We start from the raw sequence: 23,103 nt of genomic DNA, 5'->3' as shown, positions 1-23,103 counted from the left end.
TTTTTATTTTTCATTGACAAGCAGTGATCCTTCACAAATAATAGAGCTTAAGTACTAAAGCAAATTCATTCCAATGGTCTCTTCAGCAATCGAAAGAAGCAGTATTTGTACCACAATCGACAAGGTGGGTGTCATATATGTTGACAAAGAAGAAGCGAATCGGAAACGAAGAGAACATTCCGAATGAAATTCAACGGAATGAAAATAAAAAACTGGAAAAAATACATAATGGAAGGTCAAATAAATTAACGCAAAAATTTCATTCCGTAGGGTTGAAATTGTTTGTCATTATTTTTGGAAGCATTTTGCTTTGCGTGATGGTGGTGGGACTAATTTCCTACAATCAAGCTAAAGAACTCGTCGAAAAAAATGTGTCCGATGCAAGCTTGCAGACCATTCATCAAGTGGGCGGAAACTTGGATGTCGTTATGAAGACATACGAGGACGTCACGTTGCAAATTTTAATCGATAAAGACATTCAAAGGCTCACTTACAACATTACGGGCAGCGAGGATGAAGTCGTTGTTTTTCAATCGGTGAAAGAACTTGGTCAAAAGTTTCGCAATTATGCCATCAGCCAAAAGACGGTCAAAGGAATGATGCTGCTGCCCGTTGTGGAAGGGCTTCACGTTGTTTCGACGGGCGAGTCGATCAGCACAAAAGCAGCAGAGATGCAAAAATCGGACTGGTACAAAAAAACGATTGAGCTCGACGGATTGCCTAACTGGATTGCTCCTCAAGCGGGCGGCATTTCCTACGACTCCCAAACGCCGACGATTGCACTTAGCCGAGTGATTAAAAATGGAATGACGCCTTCTTTTGTGTTGTTTATGGAGTTTGATATCGGAACGTTTATCGAGCGTTACGAAAATGTAGAGTTTGAAGCGGGAAGCGAGCTTGCGGTCGTGGACAGCGAGGGATTGTATGTGATGTCCTCGAATGCGGAGCTGATTGGCAAGCCGTTAAGCGTTCAACTGCCGAAGGTGGGCGAAGATGTTCAAAGCGGAGCCCATAAGCTGAAAAAGGCTGGCGGGGCCGATGTGCTGGCTGTGTACGACGAATTCGGCTCCATGAAATGGAGGCTCGTAGGCATTATCCCGGTGGAGGCGCTTGTAAAAGACGCCGAAGTGATTCATCGAATTACTTGGCTGACAGCGGGTGCAGCGGCTCTTATTGCCATCGCAATCGGGCTGCTTGTCATCCGGACGGTTGCCAGGCCGCTAACCAGACTTAAAAATTTGATGCTTCAAGGAGCAGGCGGCGACTTATCGGTTCGCTCCAACATGGGCAAGCGCTCCGACGAGATCGGAGAATTAAGCGAAAGCTTTAATAGTATGATGGCGCAGATGACCGAGCTGGCGCAAGACACGACCCGCTCAGCGGAAGCTGTGCTGACGACTGCGTCGGAATTGTCGCAAACCTCCACTAAAACGGCAACTTCCTCTAGGGAAATTGCAGCGGCAACGGAGGAAATAGCGAGCGGATCGACCCATTTGGCCGCCGAAGCAGAAAGAAGCAGTCTACTGACAGAAGTCATTAATGAAAGTATGAAAAAGGTAGTATCCGCCAATGAAGATATGGTTGTCTCAGCGGAAGAAGTCGAGCGAGCCAGCGTTCAGGGCGCTACCTATATGAGCTCGCTCATTGAGAAAACGGGTATTACGGAGGGCATGACTAGAGCTATGGCGGTGAAGGTCGATGCGCTGAAGCATAGTACCTCCTCGATTGTAAAAATATTGGACGTGCTTCACCAGTTGACGAAGCAAACCAATGTTTTGGCGCTTAACGCTGCGATCGAGGCTGCTCGCGCAGGCGCGGCCGGGAAAGGTTTTGCAGTTGTGGCGGTTGAAATCCGGGGGCTCGCCGACCAATCCCGCCAGTCGATTGACATCGTGGCTCAAATCACAGAAAAGATTCAAGAGGAAATCGACCAGACCGTACAAGTGCTTTCGGATGTTTATCCTTTGTTCCAGGAGCAAATAGGCTCGGTTAAAGAAGCAAGCGATATTTTTGCATCCGTTCAGCAGCAAATGTCCGAGTTTGTGAATCAGTTGGAGGGCGTGACCTCTTCCATCGCTAAGCTGCGGCAATCGCAGGCCAATCTTTCCGAATCCATTTTTAACATAAGCGCGGTTGCTGAACAATCTTCCGCGACATCGGAAGAGGTAGCTTCTCTAAGCAGCGAGCAGCTAGGCGTTAGCGACAACTTGGTAGGAGTATCGGATAAGCTTGGGCAAGTATCCAAAAGGCTGACGGATTCATTAGCACAGTTTAAGCTTTAATAAGATGAATAGGTAGGAAAAAAGTCCTGTTTTCGGCATTTGGAACTAAAGTTTCAAATTGTCTGGAGGCAGGATTTTTTTTATAGGATAGAATTGACAACGTTGCTCCGATATCAAATAATAGAGGCAATAGTTTTACACAATTCGGCAAGATTCGATAATGCTGGCTATAAATGGTTCGTTCCATCAAACAAAGGCGGTGTTATTTATGAAGGCGGGTTTTAAAACGATTGCAGGATGGACAGCTGCAGTATCTCGGCTGATCAAAGAGATGAATATAACGAATCCTGTCAAATCCGTCGGCATGAAGCTTTTTATTGCGATATTCGGGAGCATACTCGCTTGCGTTTTAACTGTTGGTTTGCTTGCGTATTCGGAAGCCAAAGGCATGATCGAAAAAAAGGTTTCCGCCGCCAGCATGCAAACGGTAGGCCAAGCGGCAAACAATTTGGATGTTATTTTTGAAACCTATGAAGATATTTCCATGCAGTTGTTGATTGACAAGGAGTATCACGCTTTGGTCGAACAAATTGCGGCCAAACGGGATGATTATGAAGTGTTCGAGGCGTCGCGCAAGCTGAATGATAAGCTTCAAAGCTATACGCTTGGAAACAGCTCCATTCAAGGTATTTTGCTTTTGCCGCTCAAAGACTCCTTGCATCCCGTTGCATCGGGAGGTTCGCTTACGACCCGTGCTGAGATGCTGGCACAAACGGAATGGTACCAGAAGACGATAGAATTAAACGGAAAGGTAAACTGGATACCGCCGCAGCCGACGGGACTTTCTATGCAGAACGGAGAACCGACGATTGGACTGAGTCGGCTGCTTAAAAATAACGTATCGAGCAGTGCCTCCTATATGCTGCTTATGGAAATTGAAGTCAGCACAATCAGCAAAAGATACGGGGGCGTTGATCTCGGCGAAGGCGGAGAGCTTGCGATTATCGATTCCAGCGGGCAATATGTCATCAATGAAAATAAAGGATTAATCGGCAAAGAAGCTAAAGTCAATCTGCCTACTTCGGGTCAAGTTGCCAAAAGCGGCGCTCCGAAAGTGACGGATTCCAGCGGCAGGGAAGTGCTTGCGGTTTATAAAGCTTTCGAGTTGGTCGATTGGCGGCTCGTCGGAACGATTCCCGTGGACGCGCTGGTCAAGGATGCCGATTCAATCCGCAAGTTGACTTGGATAACTGCAACAGTGGCTGCTTTGCTTGCAGCTGCAATCGGCGTCCTCGTACTTGTCACAATAGCAAAGCCTCTCGTCCATATTTGCCAGCTGCTCATGCTCGGCGCAAGCGGGAATTTATCCGTCCGTTCGCGAATGCCGGATCGTCAGGATGAGATTGGCACCTTGGCCAGAAGCTTCAACGGCATGATGGAGCAAATGACAGAACTGGCCGAACGAACGACGCAATCAGCAGAGCAAGTGCTCCTTACGGCGGCCGAGCTGACGGACGCATCGTACAAGACGGCCTTGTCGGCCAAAGAAATTGCGGCGGCAACGGAGGAAATAGCAGAGGGGGCGGCGGCGCTTGCTGAGGAGGCCCAACGAGGAAATGAGCTTGCCGGCCATATCGATAGCCGGATGAGGCAGGTGGTGGAGGCCAACGGGGAAATGGCAGCGTCTGCAGCGGAAGTAGAGCGTGCCGGTGGGCTCGGAACGGCCTCGATGAATCAATTGATTCAAAAAACCGGAATGACGGAAGAAATGACGCGCGCCATGATTGGGAAGGTGGACGCCCTCAAAAAAAGTACGGGCTCGATCGCCGGTATTTTGGAAGTGCTCAATGGACTAACGAAACAAACCAACATTCTTTCGCTAAACGCGGCTATAGAAGCGTCTCGCGCAGGAGCTGCCGGCAAAGGCTTTATGGTGGTAGCGGAAGAAATTCGCAAGTTGGCGGATCAGACGAATCATTCGATCGGGGTTATAGCGGGAATAACGGACAAAATTGCCGAGGAGATCGATGAGACGGTGAAAGTGCTGTCCAACGCGTATCCGCTTTTTCAAGAGCAAATCTCCTCCGTTAAGGAAGCCAGCGGCATCTTTGAGGGAGTGCGTGAACAGATGAGCCTATTTGCTCAAAAACTTGCAGATGTCACACATTCGATAGGCCAATTGGATCAAACGCAGTCTGTAATGGCTGAAGCGATGACGAATGTAAGCGCAGTTGCAGAAGAGGCTTCCGCATCATCCGAGGAAGTGGCAACCCTCAGCGGAAATCAGCTTGAAATCAGCGGCAGTTTGACCGACCTGTCGCATAAGCTGGACGCGGTTTCACAAGGGTTGAAAGCTTCTCTATCCGGCTTTAAGCTTAAGTGACCGCTTTCAAAATCGATAGGAGCGCCGGTAATGGCGCCCTATTTTTTTTATTGCCTATTATGAAATGGCTAGGTCCGGTCGATAAAAAAGGTGTAGCTTTGTTTACTAGAATAGGGCTCGCTGCTTACATACGAATAGTCATTTCATCCTACAAAGGCGGTGTCTGACATCATGCCAGATTCAAAAAAAGAAAAAACGAACAAAGAAAAGAAAGCGGAACAAAAAGCCCCGAAACCGGTTAAATCCGAAAAGTCGGGATCGAGCCTGAAGCTTGCGGCGAAAGCGGTATTCGCAAGTCTGAAGGGGGCAAACTTGACCAATCCCCGCAAGTCGGTAGGATTTAAGCTGTTTTTTATTATTTTTGTCAGTATTATAGCTTGCGTGCTAACAGTTGGTTTTATTGCTTATACCCAAGCGAAAAAGCTGGTCGTGGAAAATGTATCGGAAGCCAGCTACCAGACGGTGAAGCAGGTCACCAACAACTTGGATATCGTGTTCCAAAGCTATACGGATCTGACTTTGCAAATTTTGATCGATAAAGATATTCAAGAACAAATTAAAGCGTTGTCACGGACAAAAGAACAGTTCGATATTTTACAATCGTCCCGTGAAGTGACGGAGAGATTGTCCACCTATATTATGGGGAACACCACGATTTCCGGTATAGCTTTAATCCCAGTTGCGGACGGGAAAGCGCTCATTACGGCCGGCAATAGCAACGGGACTAAAATCGAAGAGTTGAAGAAGACGGATTGGTTCAAAAAAGCGGTCGAGCTCGACGGCGCCGCCACTTGGATCGAGCCTCAGGCAAACGGGCTGATCGCAACCAAAACAAACGATACCATTGGTCTTGCACGGATGCTGAAAACAAACGTATCCACGGAAGCTTACGTTATGGTTATGGATATTAAGTCCGAAGCGATTCAGGTTAGGTACAATGACGTTAAGCTTGGTGACGGAAGCACGCTAGCCATCGTCAACCAAGAAGGAAATTATGTCGTACACGAGCTTCCATCCAAGCTGGGGCAACCTCATTTGGTCAAATTGCCTAGCGACCAAGAGGACGGCAGATTGACGCTCGTTTCATCGGAAGGGGACAGCGTTCTCGCTGCTTTCCATACGTCCAAGCTTACACACTGGAAATTCGTCGCTACTATCCCGGTTAATTACTTGGCGGTACAAGCGAGCGTTATTCAAGAACTGACCTTTTTGATGGTCATTTTTGCCGCTATTTTGGCGATTGCAATCGGGGTGCTCGTTATTTTCACCATTGCAAGACCGCTAGTTAATCTTCGCAATTTGATGGTAGACGGCGCTCGCGGCAATTTGACTGTTCGTTCCTCCATCAAACAGCGGAAGGACGAAATTGGCGAATTGTCCGATAGCTTTAATGAAATGATGGGACAAATTAGAGCATTGGCGACGCAAACGACGCATTCCGCAGCGGAAGTATTGTTAACGGCAACGGAGTTGTCTGACGCTTCCAAAAAGACGGCTATCTCGGCCAAAGAAATTGCCGTTGCCACGGAGGAGATCGCAAACGGAGCAACCAGCCTCGCGGTCGAGGCGGAGAAGGGCAGCGACTTGACCGGCCATATGAACGATCAAATGAAGGGCGTCATTTCCGCCAATAAGCAAATGTCTGAATCCGCAGTTGAGGTGGAGAAGGCAAGCGAGCAAGGAACGGCTTATATGAGCCAGCTCATTCAGAAAACGGCGATGACCGAAGAGATGACCCGTTCGATGGTGGAGAAGGTAGACGCGCTTAAAGAAAGCACAGGCTCCATCGTTAAAATTTTGGATGTATTGAACAATTTAACGAAACAAACGAATATTCTATCGCTTAATGCGACGATTGAAGCGGCTCGCGCAGGAGCGGCCGGCAAAGGTTTTATGGTCGTTGCGGATGAAATTCGCAAACTGGCCGACCAATCCAGACAGTCCATTGATGTCGTCGGACAAATTACGGCGAAAATTCAAGGGGAAATCGTTGAGACGGTTGAAGTGCTGACGGAGGCTTACCCGCTGTTCCAAGAGCAAATTACTTCTGTAAAAGAAGCAAACCAAATTTTCTTGTCCGTTCAAGGCCAAATGGGGCAATTTGTCGAGAAGCTAGAGCTTGCGACCAGCTCCATCGGCGTGCTGGATGAGTCGCAAATGTCCTTGTCGGAGGCGATGACGAGCGTAAGCGCAGTTGCAGAGCAAGCGTCGGCGACGTCTGAAGAAGTGGCTTCGCTCAGCAGCGAGCAGCTTAGCGTTAGCGAAAGTCTCGTCAGGCTGTCGGACAAGCTGGATACCGTATCTAAAGGGCTGAAAGACTCTCTTTCCAAGTTTAAAATTGAAGGATAATATATAGGCTGTTCTAAGCTGTACCCGTTAGCTGGGTGCAGCTTTTTTATTTTCCAGAAAGTGCTCAGCGATACTTAAGAGAGCTCTAAGCAGGTTTGAGGACGCAACCCCTTCGGCAACAATAAAAGCAGGAGGTGGCGAAAATGGCGAAAAGAGCCATCGCGGCCGCAATGCTGATTACGGTTATGATGCTGCTGTTTCTTGGACGGCTTGCATTTTTGCAGCTTTTCCCGGGTCATTCGGTTCCGGCTAAGCCGGTGGCGGGCGCCAGAGAAAGCTGGAAGCGAACTGCTGTTGTGCAGCGTCAGCGCGGGTTGATTTTGGATACGGGGAGGGGCGATTTTGTCGATCGGTACGGCAGAGCCATTACAGGCGAAACGTATTGGACGGCCGCTTTTTTCCCGATTTCACATAGGGTAAGGGACAATAGCAAGCTGGAGGAGTTGGCGCGTCTGCTGCAAGTTTCAAGCGAGGAGCTGATGCAGTGGCTGCGCCCCATGAGGGAAGCGGATTTTTGGCGAAGCGAACCGGGGAGCGAGCCGGCCAAGCTGACGACGGAGCAAGCGGAGCGGATCAGGGAGCTGAATATAGAGGGGTTTCGGGTGCTGCCTTACCGTAATCGGTATGTCGCCGGTTTCGACTCGAAACATTGGGTTGGGTTCACCAGCGAGCATCCCGAGTGGCTGCAGCATGCGCATAAGGACGAGCTTATTTCAGGTAAAAGGAAATTGTCCGAGCAAGTGGGCGGCTCTGGTCTGGAGCGTTCGCTTGACAGTCTGCTGCACGGCATAGGAGAAACATCGGTTTCCTATTATTTGGACGGACAAAATGTGCCGTTGCATGGCCTTGATCTGCGGGTTCGGCAATCCAAAAACCCTTATTATCCACTGAAGGTGGTCACAACGGTTGATTTGCAGTTGCAAAACGAAATTGAGGCCTATGCCGATAAAATAGGGTTGAAAAAAGGGGCTATCGTCGTTCTGGATGCGAATAATTCGGATATCGTAGCGATGGTGTCCAGACCTAATCTGAACAACGGTCATTTTCAATCGGGAGACGGAAGCGATTGGGAAAACCATGCTCTTCAGGCAGTAGAGCCTGGTTCCATTTATAAGCTCGTAACGGCGGCTTCGGCACTGGAAAACGGATTGGTTCACCGTAAGGAAACGTTTCATTGCAACGGAGAGTACGGCAAATATGGCTTATCCTGCTGGAAAGAAGGGGGGCATGGCAAATTGACCTTAAAGGAGGGGCTAGCGAAGTCCTGCAATATAGTGTTTGCCGAGCTTGCGGAACGGCTAAGCGGCAAGCAATTGCAGTCTACTGCGCGTAAGCTAGGAGTCATTGGACAGATTGGCTGGCATAGCGAAAAAGCGTTTGGTCCTTTTCCTGAAAAGCTAAGGCTTTTTCAAGAGGAAGAAGAAGGCCGACTGTTTGCAAACGAGGATGGCGGCGGAGTAGATTCCGAAAAGATTGATGGCGGCATTATGGCTCAAAGCGGCATAGGGCAGCGCGACGTTAGAATGTCACCGTTGCAGGCGGCTAATTTGATTGTTACTTTACTGAACGGCGGCCGGGTGATGGAACCTCGAATCGTTAGCGAAATCCGATTTGCAAACGGACGGCTGCTTACGGAAATACCAACCCGCCGCTCCTCTCGTGAAAACGGACGAATCAGCACATCGACCGCGCATACGCTCTTGGACGGGATGAGGGCGGTTGTGGACCACGGCACCGGAAAGCAGATTAAAGACGGAGTTTGGGAAGTGGCAGGGAAAACGGGGACGGCTGAGTCCAAGCGCGACGGCAAAGCGGTAAACCATCAATGGTTCGCCGGATATGGCCCAGTAAAGTCTCCCCAATATGCCGTTGCGGTCCTCTCTCTGGATCGTCCGGTGGGGAGCGCCCATCAGGCGACGTCCGTTTTTCGCGGGGTGATGGATTTATTAGCAGCATATAAAAAGTAGAAAATCGATCCGATCCTAAACAACTTCACTTAAGTGTATTTTAGTATCGGTTCAAGCATCTAAACTACATGCCGACAAACATATTTCTGCTGAAAGGAGCCCAGTTATCTCCTCTGTACCCACTCATGCCTTCTAAGTTAACAAAACAAGGCAGTACAGTATACATGATACCGGACATCGCATTTACCCTAAATGCCAAGATGTATCGCATCATGGATTGATCAACAGGTGTGATCATTGCCAAATCGCGGCGGATTGCGTTCTCTGCCGTTAGCGCATCCTTCATGCCTACACTCGCGATACCAACAGGCTCCATATTGCTTCTAATCCAATAATTCGAAACATTTGTTGCTGACGCAAAATCAGTTCGCTTATCATACGTCAATAAAATTTGATTCGCAGCAATTTGTTTTGCCTCTAAAAGAATCGGATGTGGAATCATCTGGCGCCCTGTTTGAAAACCCAACATTTTCAACCCCCATATTTAGATGAATTAGTCAAAAGACCAATTTCATTTTATGAGTGGTTACTTGTTTAAGTTCATAATAAATAAAGCGGTAACCCATATTTCAAAAAAATATGCCGCCAAAGCCGTTTTAAACGACATTTGGCGGCGTATTTGTGTTGGAATGCCGTTACGGCTGTTTTTTGATACGATCTACAAACGGTTCAGTCGGTTCCCGATCCGTCGTGCTATTGGCAAGCGGCGCGGCGTCGGGGGAATCGTATTCATCCACAGGCGTGCGAATCCAGCGGTGGAAATAACCTTGATCGTACAACGATTTGACCAAGATAGTAAGGATCGGCGACAGAATGACACCGGCGATTCCAAACAGCGACAACGAAATAATCATAAACGAAAGCATCGTAAAGGCGGATACGCCAAGCGAGTCTCCCGTAATTTTAGGCTCCAAAATTTGCCGCGTCAAAATGACAACGAGCAATAGAGCGGACAGCCAAATGGCGAGGCTCACTTTTCCAACGATAAAGAGATAGATAATCCAAGGAATAAACAGCGTGCTCACTCCAAGCAGAGGCATCACGTCAAAAATGGCTGCGACAACCGCGATAATAAAGGCATTGTCCACATCAAGCAAAATTAAGGCGACTAAAATAACGATAAAGGTTATACTAATCATCTTGGCTTGAGCTTTAATGTAGGAAGCAATCCCTTTGAACACGTTGTCGCGCAGGAAAAAGAACGCGCTTTTAAAAGTTTTTGGAGTTTTGTCCGTTGCGGACTGTTTCCAGGTTTTAATTTCGATACTTAAGAAATAGGCTAATACAATACCGATAATAAAATTAAAAACAAAGGTCGAGAAGGAAGACACATAACCGATGAGGCCGGTCAAAAAGGTATTGCTCCATTTTTTCAACGTTTCCGTAATGCCTTTAGTTAGGTCTTTCGTGGTTTCAGACAAATTGATATTGGTTGGCAGCCGATCAAGCTGCTTTTCCAGCTCGGCTGTCAGGTTGCCTACTTGCTCCGTAAAAGAGGCCTGATATTTATCGAAATTTTTAATAAGCGCGTTCCCTTGTTTTGTAATGAGAAAAGCGGCGCCGGAAAACGCTGCGACAATAAGAAGCGTAAAGAGAATCACGGAGATGCCCGATGCGATCGATTTTTTGACGCCCCATTTGTTTAATCGCTTCGCCAGCGGTTCAATAAACAAATAAATGACAAAGGCAAAAAAGATCGGTGTAGCAATTTTGTACACAAAACTGAAGGCATACATGGTGAGGTACACGGTTAAGGCGATTAGTCCGATGTCGAAGGCGGTTTTCCAATATCTTTTGTAAAATGGCAGCATAGGCGGTTGGTTTCCCCTCTTTCCATGATCTCTATTTAGTTGGTCATCTTTCCAATAAGATTGTACTATAGATTTTGCGAATTGTGCCTATTTTTTATTTATGTATGATACAATTAGAGGTATTGTTATTGTTCTGAACCGCTAATCTTTGTTGTCTAATTCATAAAACGGTGGGGAAAAACAGATGGAAAATTTGTTTCTATGGGGATTTTACGTCATGACGTTTTATGCGTTCCTCCCTGGCCTGATCAGCCGAACTTTCGGCTTTCGTGTTTTTAAGAAGGGACGCGTCAAAAAAGAGATCGCGCTTACGTTTGATGACGGGCCAGATCCGGTATATACGCCGCAATTGCTGGATTTGCTTGCGCGATATGATGCCAAAGCTACCTTTTTTGTAGTGGGCTCGCATGCGGAGGGTCAGCTTGATCTGCTCCGCCGTATGAAAGAAGAGGGACATTCAATCGGCATTCATAATTATGTCCACAAATCGAACTGGTTCATGCGTCCCGGCGCAGTGAGACGCCAAATCGAAAAAACAAACGATATGCTTGAGCAAGCGGTCGGCCAAAGGTCGAACTTGTACCGGCCGCCTTGGGGCATTATTAATTTGTTTGATTACTCCAATCTTGGCCATATGCAAATCATTTTATGGTCTGCTATGTTTGGCGATTGGCGTCTGGCTGTAGGGGCAGAGAGGCTAAAGCGCCGCATGCTCAAAAAGATGCGTCCAGGCGAAGTGCTGCTGCTTCATGATTGCGGCATAACGTTAGGTGCAGATAAGGATGCGCCTCGAAACATGCTGATCGCCCTTGAAGCTTATTTAGAGGAAGCCACTCAAAAAGGCTTTACGTTCGTCGGCATCGACAAAATGATGAAATTGACGGATGAATACCGGGCTATGCATCGATCCTTTTGGAAAAAGGCGATTATATCGCTTTGGCTGCTTTGGGAGCGCGCTTTCCATTTTGCATTCCGTTTGAAGCAAGTGGGCGATTCCGATGATCCGACGTTTTTTTACCGGGTTACCCCTTATAATGGGGAAGAGCATTTGTTCTCTGCGGGCGGATCGGTCAAAAAGGGCGATCTGGTTGCTGAATTGCATTTTGACAACCGGAAGCTTTCCAATCTTGCCGCACAATCAAAAACCCCCGTTATAACGGGAATTAAGCTGATTCGTGAAATCGAAAAGGCTCTTCCATTGCTGGCTAATCAGCTACTGGATGAACCTAAAACGAAAGAAATTAAGGCGGCATACGGAGTTACAATGATTCATCGCGGAGCGGATAAGCTCGGATTTGAAGTGTTTGATATGCCGGAAGGTTTGTTTGCCAAATCGAGCCGCATTTACTTGAAGGTTTTGATGAAAGTTTTGACGAATTCGAAGGCGGCAGGAAAAAGCAAAAGCCGGAGGGATAGAAGCGAAGCGTTTGCTCCGCGAATGCTGTTTATGCCGATCCAAACTCTGTTGGGTTATGCCACTGTTCCGACGAGACTGTCGGTAGAGGGGGAGTACGCAGCTGAATCCGCAGGTCGGATTCGTAATGAGGCGGCGGAGGAAGCTGCGTCGCTTGGAACAAACACAACTGCGATTTAGACTTTGCGGGTTTATTTTCAAGATTATATTCTTAGTAGAAAAATAGCCCACTGCAAAAACAGGCCAAAACCTTTAAAGGTTTTGGGCTGTTTTTTAAAGTGTGCCGTCGGATGATTAAACGTGCCGGATGAAGTGGGGGCATTAGTTGTTCCAGAAACAACTCAATGCTCTAGATGGATCTGAATGAGGCATTTAGTTGTGCCACAAACAACTAAACGTGCCGGATAGAGCGAAAAAGTGCATTTAGTTGTGCCAGAAACAACTAAACGTACCGAATCGAGCGAAATGAGGTATTTAGTTGTGCCAGAAACAACTAAACGTGCCGGATCGAGCGAAATGAGGTATTTAGTTGTGCCAGAAACAACTAAACGTTCTGGATCGAGCGAAATGGGCATTCAGATGTGCCAAAAACAACTAAACGTGCCGGATCGGGCTGAACAGAACTTGTTAGCTGTTGAGACTTATTAACGTTGGAACCTCGAGTGTTGGAAATACGTGTTCATCCACAAGCCAAAAAGAAGACGGAGCAGCTACAGCTGCTCCGTCTTCTTTGTTATATATGGGAATAAGTCCAACCTTACATTTTCATTACGCCGCCTGTGCTGGCGGAAGTAACGAGATGAGCGTAACGGGCAAGGTAGCCGCGTTTGATTTTTAGTTCGAAGCCTGGCCATGCGGCGCGGCGCTTCTCAAACTCTTCGTCGCTGATCAGAACATTCATGCTACGGTTGTTCATATCGATTTCTACGATATCGCCGTCTTGTACAAACGCGATTGGGCCGCCTTCAGCCGCTTCAGGGGAAGCGTGCCCGATGCTGATGCCGCGGGAAGCGCCGGAGAAACGTCCGTCTGTAATAAGCGCAACCTTGGCGCCGAGGCCCATGCCGACGATTTGGGAAGTAGGGGCGAGCATTTCTGGCATGCCCGGTCCGCCTTTTGGTCCTTCGTAGCGAATGACGACAACATGTCCTTCTTTAATTTTGCCGCCGGCGATGCCAGCGAGCGCATCGTCTTGGGAGTCGAAGCAAATGGCAGGGCCTTTGTGGTAGCCGCCAACCGATTTGTCTACCGCGCCCGTTTTGATAATGGCGCCGTTAGGAGCGAGGTTGCCGAACAATACCGCAAGTCCTCCGCGCTCTGTATGCGGGTTGTCGATCAAACGAATGACATCCGTGTCCAAAATCTCGCAGCCGGCCACGTTTTCGCGAAGCGTTTTGCCAGTTACTGTTTTACAGTCGCCATGCAAAGCTCCTTCTTTCTTAAATAGCTCGTTCAATACGGCGCTAACTCCGCCTGCATTGTGAACGTCTTCGATATGGTAGTCAGAAGCAGGAGCGATTTTGGCAAGATGCGGAACGCGCTCAGCTACTTCGTTAATCCGCTCGATCGGGTAGTCAATGCCAGCTTCATGCGCAATGGCAAGTGTGTGTAGAACGGTGTTTGTAGAACCGCCCATTGCCATATCGAGAGCAAAAGCATTGTCGATCGCGTCTTTGGTAACGATGTCGCGAGGCTTAAGGCCAAGCTCGATCAGTTTCATTAGTTGGCGAGCGGATTCTTTTACAAATTCTCTGCGATCAGGAGAAACGGCCAAAATCGTGCCGTTGCCTGGAAGCGCGAGGCCGAGGCCTTCCGCCAAGCAGTTCATGGAATTGGCGGTGAACATGCCGGAACAGGAGCCGCATGTCGGACAGCCGTACTGCTCAAGCTCAAGCAGTTGATCATCGTTGATTTTGCCGGCTTGGTGAGCGCCGACGCCCTCGAATACGCTGGAGAGGGAAATGGAACGGCCGTCGGATGTTTTGCCCGCTTTCATAGGTCCGCCGCTGACAAGCATCGTCGGGATGTTGACGCGAAGAGCGCCGAGAATCATGCCGGGAGTAATCTTGTCGCAGTTTGGAATGCAGATCATACCGTCGAACCAATGCGCGTTAACAACCGTCTCTACGGAGTCGGCAATAATTTCGCGGCTGGCAAGCGAGTAGCGCATGCCGATATGGCCCATCGCAATACCGTCGTCGACGCCGATGGTGTTGAATTCGAACGGAACGCCGCCCGCTTCGCGAATGGCTTCCTTCACGAGCTTGCCAAATTCCTGCAAATGGACGTGGCCGGGCACGATATCGATATACGAGTTGCAAACCGCGATAAACGGTTTGTCAAAGTCTTCCTCTTTAACCCCTGCCGCACGCAGCAAGCTGCGATGAGGCGCGCGGTCGAAGCCTTTTTTGATCATGTCAGAACGCATTCTTTTGGCCGCCATAAATGTTGTTCCCCCTTAAATATAGTCGAGGCGCAAAAAGCGCATCGAGCCTTATAACAGATAAGAATCAATATTGTTGATTTTATCATAACGGACAAGCGTTGGCTATAAGTAGAGGGAGTGCCAAAACGAGGCAGCTTTCATTAATTAAATCTTAAAAATCGCTTAAGCTTTATGAATTCGCCGAAGGAAGCATTACGTTTCAAGCCTCGTTCATGTATAGTGGAATCATTAAAGCCTTGTTTGCAAAGGCTTATTTATGTCAACTTAGTATAACGTTGGAGGCTGGTAGTTGTGGAACGTCGCGTGCTGATTGTAGACGATGAGCGTGAAATCGCCGAATTGATCGAAATTTATTTGCGAAACGAAGGGTATCAGACGGCGGTTGCGTTTGACGGGGAAGCCGCTTTGGCTGCCTATGAGCAAAATCCGTTCGATCTTGTTATTTTAGATATTATGATGCCGAAGCTGGACGGCCTTGAAGTATGCCGGCGGCTGCGGAAAGATCAGCATGTCCCGATATTGATGGTAAGCGCCAAAACCGGCGATATGGACAAAATTATGGGGCTGATGACCGGAGCGGACGACTATATATCCAAGCCGTTTAATCCGCTGGAGCTGCTGGCGAGAGTGCGCTCTCTTCTAAGACGCTCTTATCATTACAGCAAGCCGGCGGAAGGTGGAGCCGCGCGCGAGGGGGAAGGTAAGGAACTTAGGCTTGGTACGCTTCGCATCGACAAGCTGAGCCATTCCGCCGATGTGGAGGGCAGGCCGCTCCATCTCACCTCCACGGAGTTTGGCATTCTCCATTTGCTCGCAAGCCAGCCGGGTCGCGTGTTCAGCGCGGAAGATATTTTCCAGCAAGTATGGAAGGAAAAATATTTTGAATCAAACAATACGGTTATGGTTCATATCAGCAAGCTGAGGGACAAGCTGGAGAAGGAGCTTGGGGAGAAGCTGATCGTAACGGTATGGGGGGTTGGATATAAAATTGAAGGATAATGTAGTATTCCGGCTAGTACTGCGATCAATGCTCAATGTGGCGTTCAGCGGCTTGTTCGCTTTGGTCAGTCTAGCCTTGATCTATGTGGTAGCTATTTTTATTACAACGAATTTCTCCAGCTTTTTCTTTTTATGGAGGGTAGGAGATTTTGTTGTGAACGATATTCCGAACAATCTTGGACTTTGGGTCATCTGGCTGTTTTTGTTTGTTATCTTCTTCATTATCATGCAATGGTTTCTGTTCCGTACCTTTGGCAGAATTAACGATACGGTGAGGCAGATTGCGCAAGGTCAGTTGGAAATGAATCATCAAATCAGCGTTAGTCCAGGTAACGCGTACAACGTATTTGCCCGCAACGTCAACTCGTTGTCCGAGCGGCTTCAGCTTGCGCTTGAGGAAGAGAGAAAAGCGGAGCAGGCCAAAAACGAGCTTATTACGAACGTATCCCATGATTTGCGGACGCCGCTTACTTCCGTTGTCGGTTATTTGGGGCTGATAGAGCAGGACCGCTATAGGGACGAGGTGGAGCTGCGCCATTATGTCGCCATCGCTTATGAAAAGTCTCAGCATTTGCACGAACTGATCAATGATTTGTTTGAATACACGAGAATGCGGCACGACACCATTGCTTTGAAGCTGGACACCATTAATTTGGTAGAAATGTTAGGCCAACTGCTTGTCCAATATCATGTACCGCTTCAGGAAGCCGGAATGGACAGCTCGCTTCATTGCCAAGAGAAATCGATTATGGTGAAGGTGGATCCGGGCAAGCTGGCGCGCGTATTTGAAAACCTGATTTCTAATGCGATGGTATACGGCAAAGAGGGGAAAAGAATTGACGTTTACATCTGTCTATTGGACACCGAGGTCAGTGTGGAAGTTGTCAATTATGGCGAACCGGTCTCTGCGTTAGATTTGCCGCATATTTTTGACCGTTTTTACCGAGGGGACAAGTCGAGAACGGCTTGGTCGGGGGGCTCCGGCCTTGGCCTTGCTATTTCCAAAAGCATCGTAGAGAAGCATCGAGGCGCAATCGAAGCGAAAAGCAATACGGATCGTACCGCCTTCCGTGTAACCTTGCCTGTTCTTTAACAGGATTTAAGAATTATTTATGATTCCATTACAGTCTCCTTAAGCTTGTTTCCCTATACTCGTAAGAGGAAGGAACAGCGAGAGGAGATTTTGTTTATGATCAGAGTTTCAAAAGCGAAGCCAAGATACGGCTGGCACATTTCGGCCATCGCAACGATTGCCGTAGCCGTATACCTCGGGACGGGCTGGGTGAAGTCGTGGGTAGCCGAAGATGGTATTCTGTTAAGCGCTTCGGCGGCTATTTTAATAGATGCGGAAACGGGAGAAGTTTTATATGAAAAAAATGCACACGAGGCACTGCCTCCTGCCAGCATGTCGAAAATGATGACGGAAATCATTGTGCTCGACCAAATTCGCGAAGGGACCATTCAGTGGGGAGATAGCGTGACCGCAAGTCTGTATGCGGAAAATGTGCCCGGTTCGCAAATGGGACTGTCTGCGGGCCAAGCTTTGACGATAAGGGAACTATTCGATGCGATGACGATTTATTCCGCAAACGATGCGGCCGTCGCTTTGGCGGAACATATATCGGGCACGGAAGAGTCGTTTGTAGCGCTTATGAATGAAAAAGGACGCCGCATCGGCTTGTCGGGAGTGTCGGCCTTCGGCAATTCAACCGGTCTAAGCCGTACCGATATTGCGCCTTTGCCGGGCGCCTCGCATAAGCGGGATACCGCTCTCACAGCTAGAGACACGGCAATGCTAGCCGGGTATTTAATCGGAAAATACCCCGAGGTGCTGGCGGTAACGAGCCAAGGCAGCGTCAAAGTGTCTACGCAAGGCAAAACGCTGTCCGCAACCAATTTAATGCTGGAAGACAAACCGTTCGCTTACCCGGGCAACGACGGTCTCAAGACAGGATATACGCCTAACGCTGGCTACTGCTTTACGGGAACGGCCAAGCGGAACGGAAAAAGGCTCATTTCCGTTGTAATGGGGGCCAAAACGATGGAAACCCGTTTTTTGGAGACGATGCAGCTTTATGAGCTAGGTTTTTCGTCAGGGGTGGGGTCGGGTTTAAAGGCGGCGATTGGGAACTCTAATTAAAGCCCTTTAACGGGAATCGTATATTGGCAAAAAAGATCAGCCCAGCGGTTGCCGCACGGCTGGTTTTCTTTTGTCCGGCGCAGTTTGTGCATTGACGCTTGTACGCCCCGCGTCTATACTGTGCTTTAGGAATTGGGAAAGAATTGGAGTGAAACAGATGGATTCTTCAAATGACGAAAAACTGGTCGTCATGAAATCACTTGACGAAGCGTTCCGCGAGGTCAGAAAATTAATTTTGGCGGAATGGAATCGGGCCAATGAGCATTCGCTCGGCATGACTCATGGCCGGATGCTTATTTTGCTGGCAGAAATAGGCGAGCAGAAAGCGTCGGTGCTCGCCGAAGGTTTGTTTATTACGAGCGGGGCCGTGACCGGAATCGCCGACCGACTCATTGAACTCGGCTATTTGACGCGAGAGCGCAGCGAACTGGACAGGCGGGCCGTTATGCTGAAGCTGACGGTAGAAGGACATGCTATGGTCAAAAGTATGATGCTTGTCCGCGAAAAAGTGATGCTTAAGCTGTTCAAAGGAATGAGTCTGGATGAAATGATTCAGGCGCAAGCTCTATTTCGGAAAATGAGCCGAAATATGGAAAGTCAACAATGAAAACGAAACCATTGTTACAACTTTTTGAAAATTTACAAAACGGCTTTGCGCCCAACTAAGGTTGATGTAGAATAAAGTAGAATTATGTCGACAATTTAAGGATTGACAAATCCCTACAAAACAACTAGGATAAATAGGAATTAGTGACTACACTTTTTATTGAGAATAAGGGGAGATCGGCATGAAAAAACATCTTGTATTGCTACTTACACTCATTTTAGCAGTAAGCGTCATTGCAGCATGCGGTTCCACAAATAGCAATAAAGGCAGCGAGGGAGCTTCAGAGGGCGACAAGGCGGAGGGCAAAAAACAACGCGTGGCTCTTGTGCTTCCTGAACAAATTGGCGTTAACCCGTTTTTTGCGCTGATGGATGAAGGATTTAAGCGCGCCGGTGAAGAGTTTGGAGTTGAAGTGAAAACCATCGAATCGACTGATCCGGCTGCATTTGAACAAAATCTTCGTTCAACCGTAGCTGAAAATTATGATCTGATTATTACGGCAACTTTCCAGGCGGAAGACGCATTGAACAAAGTGGCGCCGGAAAATCCAAATAAAAAGTTTGCGATTATCGATACGGTCGTTGACCAGCCAAACGTACGCAGCGTCGTATTCCGCGAGCATGAAGCGGCATTCCTGCTTGGCGCAACTGCAGGCCTTTCAACAAAAACGAACAAAGTTGGAGCTGTTGTCGCTATCGACGCTCCGTTGCTAAGCAAGTATACGAAAGGTTTTGAGCAAGGGCTGAAGCATACGAACCCGAATGCCGAGTTTTTCGTTAACTATGTAGGCAGCTTTGACGACTCTGCAAAAGGCAAGGAACTTGCCATCTTGCAGCATTCCAAAGGAGCCGACTTTATCGCAGGTATGGCTGCGGTAGGCGACCTTGGCGTATTCGAAGCAGCAAAAGAGCTTGGCTTCTACACTTCCGGTCAAGACGTAGACCGTACTGAAATCGATCCTGAGCATGTTGTCTTGTCCCAACTGAAAGGAACGGACGCCGTAGCTTACGAGACGGTTAAAGCTTTCGCGAACGGCACGTTTGAATTCGGAGCGGCGGACTACGGGCTTAAGGAAGACGGCGTGGGGCTGACTTTCGTAACGAAAGAAAGCAACTCTCCGCTTAGCCCGTTCATCGGTCAAGCAACGGTGGATAAAGTGAAGGCTATAGCAGAAGAAATCAAAGCTGGAAAAATTGTTGTAGTAAACCCGCTAGCTAAATAATTAATGATACCGGCTGCTTTCCCGCAGCCGGTTTCCTTGTTGAGAGGAGTGTCGGTATGCTGTTGCAAATGAATCGCATCACGAAGACTTACGGCAACGTAACGGCGAACAGCGATGTAAGCTTTAATCTCCGCAAAGGGGAAATTCATGCCGTCATTGGGGAAAACGGCGCCGGCAAAACGACGCTGATGCGCATTTTGTACGGAATGGAGAGCCCTACGAGCGGTGAAATTGTATTGAATGGCAAGGCTGTAACGCTGGCAAGCCCAACTGACGCGATCAAACATGGCATAGGCATGGTGCATCAGCACTTTATGCTTTTTTCGTCGTTTACGGTCGCGGAAAACATCGTTATCGGCAAAGAACCGGCCAAGGCGGTCGGCTTTGACCGCAAAGCAGCCGCTAGTGAAACGGAAAGGCTCGCAAAGCTTTACGGGATGCCAGTTGATCCAAAAGCGACAGTGGGCGAATGTTCGCTTGGCGTTCAGCAACGTGTGGAAATTTTGAAAGTGCTTTATCAAGGCGCCGAAATTATTATTTTGGACGAACCGACCGGCGTACTGACTCCGCTTGAAGTAAAAGAGCTGCTTAACGCTATAAAAACGCTTGCGGCTGCGGGCAAAAGCTTTATTATTATAAGCCACAAGCTGCAAGAAATTATGGAAGTGGCGGACCGGATTACAGTGCTGCGCGACGGGAAAGTAACGGGAACGGTGGATGCGGCGGACACCGATGAGGAGCAGTTGTCACGGCTAATGGTCGGTCGGCAGCTAGAGAAGCTTTCGCGCGAGCGGATGGATACGGGTGGGACTGTGCTCGAAGTGTCATCGCTTACCGTTCGCGGCAACCGGACGAAGCCCGCGCTTGATAGCGTCTCTTTACAAGTGAGAGAAGGCGAGATTCTCGGCATCGCCGGCATTTCCGGCAACGGCCAATCCGAGCTTCTGCAAGCAATTTCGGGACTGCTGAGGCCGGATGAAGGCAGCGTGAAGCTGCAAGGCCGCGAGGTTTCGGGAGCGTCTGTCGGTTCGATCCGTGCGGGCGGCCTCGCTCACATTCCGGAAGACCGGTATCAATGGGGAGTGTCCAAAGAAGCCGATGTAATGGAAAACGGGCTGATGGGGCATACGATTCGCCATCGGAAATACGGCTTTTTGCGCCAGTCCGGTATTAGAACGATGGTGTCAGGCTGGGTAGAGCGCTTTGGAATTAAGACGGGTTCGCTGCATACGAAAGCCCAATATTTGTCCGGAGGCAATTTGCAGAAATTGATAGTAGCCCGCGAGCTTGCGCAAGGCACTCCATTTCTTATTGCGGCGGAGCCGACGCGAGGTGTTGATGTGGGCGCGATGGAACTGATACATAGCGAGCTTTTGCAAAGAAGAAATGAAAAGGGAGCCATCCTCCTCGTTTCTTCCGAGCTGACGGAGGTGCTGAAGCTCTCCGATCGGATTTTGGTAATGTTCGAAGGGAAGATTGTCGGCGAGCTGATGGCGGAAACGGCGACAGAAGAACGGATTAGCTTGCTCATGGCGGGAGGTAAGGAAGTTGGATAAGCTGCTCAGAGCCGCTCGCTCTTTGCTTCAGCCTATATTGGCGATCATCGTGGGACTTGCCGTAGGTGCGGTAGCGATCTCGATTGTAGGCGGCTCAATTTTGGAAACCTATGCGGAAATGTGGAAAGGAGCTTTCGGCAGCTTCTATTTTGTGACGAATACGCTTAGTCGGGCAACGCCGATTATACTGATCGGACTTGGGGTGGCGCTTGCGTTTCGGGCTGGATTTTTTAATATGGGCTCGGAAGGGCAAATGGTGCTTGGCGCGCTTAGCGCCGCGTTGACGGCGATTTATATGCCGGGGCCGGGCTGGCTGAAAATGATCGCGGCGATCTTTTCCGGCATCATCGCGGGAGGAATTTGGTCGGCTTTTGCAGGCTGGCTGGACGCCAAGTTCCGGATGAATTTGCTCATTACGACGCTGCTGCTCAATTATATCGCCACCTATTTCGCGGGATATATGGTCACCTATCCGTTTAAAGACACATCTGGCTCCGCGGCGATGTCGCAGACGGTTATGCTCGACCAATCGGCTTGGCTCCCTAAACTGTTTCAAGGGATGAGTCTGCACGCTGGTTTTTTGCTGGCGGCAGCGGGTTCTATTATTTTGTATATTTTTATGAAACATACGGTCAAAGGCTATGAGATTAGAATGCTTGGAGGCAATCCGCTATTCGCTAGTTACGGAGGCGTTAGCCGCGGCAAGCTGATGATGGCCACGATGTTTGTCAGCGGAGGACTGGCGGGTCTCGCCGGTTCGGTTGAGGTGCTTGGAACGCAATACCGTTATTTGGACGGCGCCCTTACTTCTCCCGGCTATGCATGGTCCGGCATTATGGCAACGCTTTTGGCAGGCTCCCATCCTATCGGTACAGCCGTTGCGGCCATTTTGATCGCGGCGCTGCAAACGGGCGGAATGGGGATGGAACGCAATACGGATGTTCCTTTGGAAGTGTCCAGCATTATTCAAGCCGTTCTTATTTTGTTTGTGTCGGCTAAGTTTACGTATTCATTCATCAAGCGGAAGAAAGAGAAGGCGGGGGCGAAAAATGGATCAGCTGTTTGATATATCTTTATTCGCTTCGGCTTTTCGGACCGTTGCTCCAATTTTGCTAGCTGCGCTTGGGGGGGCAATTTGCGCTAGAGTCGGCTTGTTTAACGTCGGTTTGGAAGGGCTGATGCTCATCGGCGCCTTTTCCGCCATCCTCGGCAACTACTTGACGGGCAGCGTCGTGGCTTCGGTTTTGTTTGCTATGGTATGCTCCATCGCTTTTTCGATGTTGTTCGGTTATATGAGCATTCATTTGAGGGCGAACGTTATTGTGGTGGGCATAGCGCTTAACTTTCTTGCGCTTGGTCTTACGACGTTTGCGCTGCGAGCCATTTTTAACGTAAAAGGAGCTTACTACAGCAAAGACATGGTCGGGCTGCCTAAATGGGAGATTCCCATTATAAAAGACATTCCCGTTGTAGGAGATATTTTGTCCGGCCATTCGGCGCTCGTCTATTTGTCGATCCTTATTGTGCTTGGCTTGCAGTTTTATATGTTCAAAACGGTATCGGGCTTCCGGCTGCTAGCCGCCGGAGAAAATCCGACCGCGGCGCGCAGCCTCGGCATTAAGGTGTCTAACATCCAATACGGCGCCGTATTGCTGTGCGGGGCGTTATGCGGCCTTGCCGGCGCGCAGCTGTCGCTTGGCAACGTGACGATGTTTACCGAAGGAATGACTGCGGGAAGAGGCTTTATCGCTCTTGTTGCGACGATGCTCGGCCAGTCCAATCCGCTGGGCGTAGCAGCCGCAAGCTTGCTGTTCGGCTTTATGGAGTCGCTCAGCATCAGGCTGCAAGGGATGACGCTGCCGACTCATTTTACAATGATGGTGCCGTATGTAGTCACGATTATTGCGATGTTTTTCTTTAAAGACAAAGGCTATATGCAGGAAGCGCGCAAATCGAACGAAAGCTCCCGCTAACAACTTTGGAGGTG

16 protein-coding genes are annotated in these 23,103 nt (G+C 48.9%); 13 read left to right on the top strand and 3 right to left on the bottom strand.

The genetic code is table 11. From position 1 onward, the window contains the following. Positions 1 to 137: 137 nt before the first annotated feature. The 4 genes from ACFQZE_RS09430 to ACFQZE_RS09415 all read left to right on the top strand — a co-directional run bounded on the left by ACFQZE_RS09430 (position 138) and on the right by ACFQZE_RS09415 (position 8,921). Entirely contained in the window at positions 138 to 2,282 is a 2,145-nt protein-coding gene (locus tag ACFQZE_RS09430; protein WP_379356121.1) for a methyl-accepting chemotaxis protein, read from the top strand. 208 nt (positions 2,283 to 2,490) lie between these two features. Next, positions 2,491 to 4,605: a methyl-accepting chemotaxis protein gene (locus ACFQZE_RS09425; protein WP_379356119.1), complete on the top strand. Its 2,115-nt coding sequence runs from the start codon at positions 2,491 to 2,493 to the stop codon at positions 4,603 to 4,605. Between the two features lie 171 nt (positions 4,606 to 4,776). Beyond that, a complete protein-coding gene (locus tag ACFQZE_RS09420) occupies positions 4,777 to 6,954 on the top strand; it encodes a methyl-accepting chemotaxis protein (protein WP_379356117.1) in 2,178 nt (725 codons plus the stop codon). A 143-nt stretch (positions 6,955 to 7,097) separates the two neighbouring features. After that, entirely contained in the window at positions 7,098 to 8,921 is a 1,824-nt protein-coding gene (locus ACFQZE_RS09415) for a peptidoglycan D,D-transpeptidase FtsI family protein (protein WP_379356115.1), read from the top strand. Positions 8,922 to 8,985: 64 nt separating this feature from the next. Here ACFQZE_RS09415 and ACFQZE_RS09410 read toward each other — a convergent pair whose 3' ends face one another. Then, positions 8,986 to 9,390, bottom strand: a complete 405-nt coding sequence (locus ACFQZE_RS09410; protein ID WP_379356112.1) for a hypothetical protein — start codon at positions 9,388 to 9,390, stop codon at positions 8,986 to 8,988. Positions 9,391 to 9,556: 166 nt separating this feature from the next. Then, a complete protein-coding gene (ytvI, locus tag ACFQZE_RS09405; protein WP_379356110.1) occupies positions 9,557 to 10,732 on the bottom strand; it encodes a sporulation integral membrane protein YtvI in 1,176 nt (391 codons plus the stop codon). Between the two features lie 184 nt (positions 10,733 to 10,916). On the opposite strand from ytvI, the gene ACFQZE_RS09400 reads away from it, so the two are divergent. Further along, complete coding sequence (locus tag ACFQZE_RS09400; RefSeq protein ID WP_379356108.1) at positions 10,917 to 12,326, top strand: polysaccharide deacetylase family protein; 1,410 nt, start codon at positions 10,917 to 10,919, stop codon at positions 12,324 to 12,326. Positions 12,327 to 12,903: 577 nt separating this feature from the next. Here the strand turns inward: ACFQZE_RS09400 and ilvD are convergent. Beyond that, entirely contained in the window at positions 12,904 to 14,589 is a 1,686-nt protein-coding gene (gene ilvD / locus ACFQZE_RS09395) for a dihydroxy-acid dehydratase (protein WP_379356106.1), read from the bottom strand. 294 nt (positions 14,590 to 14,883) lie between these two features. On the opposite strand from ilvD, the gene ACFQZE_RS09390 reads away from it, so the two are divergent. The 8 genes from ACFQZE_RS09390 to ACFQZE_RS09355 all read left to right on the top strand — a co-directional run bounded on the left by ACFQZE_RS09390 (position 14,884) and on the right by ACFQZE_RS09355 (position 23,089). Continuing rightward, on the top strand, positions 14,884 to 15,591 hold the full coding sequence (locus ACFQZE_RS09390) for a response regulator transcription factor (RefSeq protein ID WP_379356104.1): 708 nt from the start codon (positions 14,884 to 14,886) through the stop codon (positions 15,589 to 15,591). Next, positions 15,581 to 16,684, top strand: a complete 1,104-nt coding sequence (locus ACFQZE_RS09385) for a sensor histidine kinase (protein ID WP_379356102.1) — start codon at positions 15,581 to 15,583, stop codon at positions 16,682 to 16,684. Before ACFQZE_RS09390 ends, ACFQZE_RS09385 begins: the two co-directional genes overlap by 11 nt. A gap of 96 nt (positions 16,685 to 16,780) precedes the next feature. Next, a complete protein-coding gene (locus tag ACFQZE_RS09380; RefSeq protein ID WP_379356098.1) occupies positions 16,781 to 17,731 on the top strand; it encodes a D-alanyl-D-alanine carboxypeptidase family protein in 951 nt (316 codons plus the stop codon). A gap of 157 nt (positions 17,732 to 17,888) precedes the next feature. Then, a complete protein-coding gene (locus tag ACFQZE_RS09375; RefSeq protein ID WP_379356096.1) occupies positions 17,889 to 18,338 on the top strand; it encodes a MarR family winged helix-turn-helix transcriptional regulator in 450 nt (149 codons plus the stop codon). A gap of 181 nt (positions 18,339 to 18,519) precedes the next feature. Further along, a complete protein-coding gene (locus tag ACFQZE_RS09370) occupies positions 18,520 to 19,560 on the top strand; it encodes a BMP family lipoprotein (protein ID WP_379356094.1) in 1,041 nt (346 codons plus the stop codon). Between the two features lie 56 nt (positions 19,561 to 19,616). Further along, on the top strand, positions 19,617 to 21,116 hold the full coding sequence (locus tag ACFQZE_RS09365) for an ABC transporter ATP-binding protein (RefSeq protein ID WP_379356092.1): 1,500 nt from the start codon (positions 19,617 to 19,619) through the stop codon (positions 21,114 to 21,116). Further along, a complete protein-coding gene (locus ACFQZE_RS09360; RefSeq protein WP_379356090.1) occupies positions 21,109 to 22,182 on the top strand; it encodes an ABC transporter permease in 1,074 nt (357 codons plus the stop codon). Before ACFQZE_RS09365 ends, ACFQZE_RS09360 begins: the two co-directional genes overlap by 8 nt. Next, on the top strand, positions 22,166 to 23,089 hold the full coding sequence (locus ACFQZE_RS09355) for an ABC transporter permease (protein WP_379356087.1): 924 nt from the start codon (positions 22,166 to 22,168) through the stop codon (positions 23,087 to 23,089). Before ACFQZE_RS09360 ends, ACFQZE_RS09355 begins: the two co-directional genes overlap by 17 nt. Positions 23,090 to 23,103 lie beyond the last annotated feature (14 nt).

The organism is Paenibacillus sp. GCM10027627, assembly GCF_042675505.1.
Lineage (GTDB): Bacteria > Bacillota > Bacilli > Paenibacillales > Paenibacillaceae > Pristimantibacillus.
Note: the sequence above shows the minus strand (reverse complement) of the source record. Positions and strands in the feature narration are given on the sequence as shown.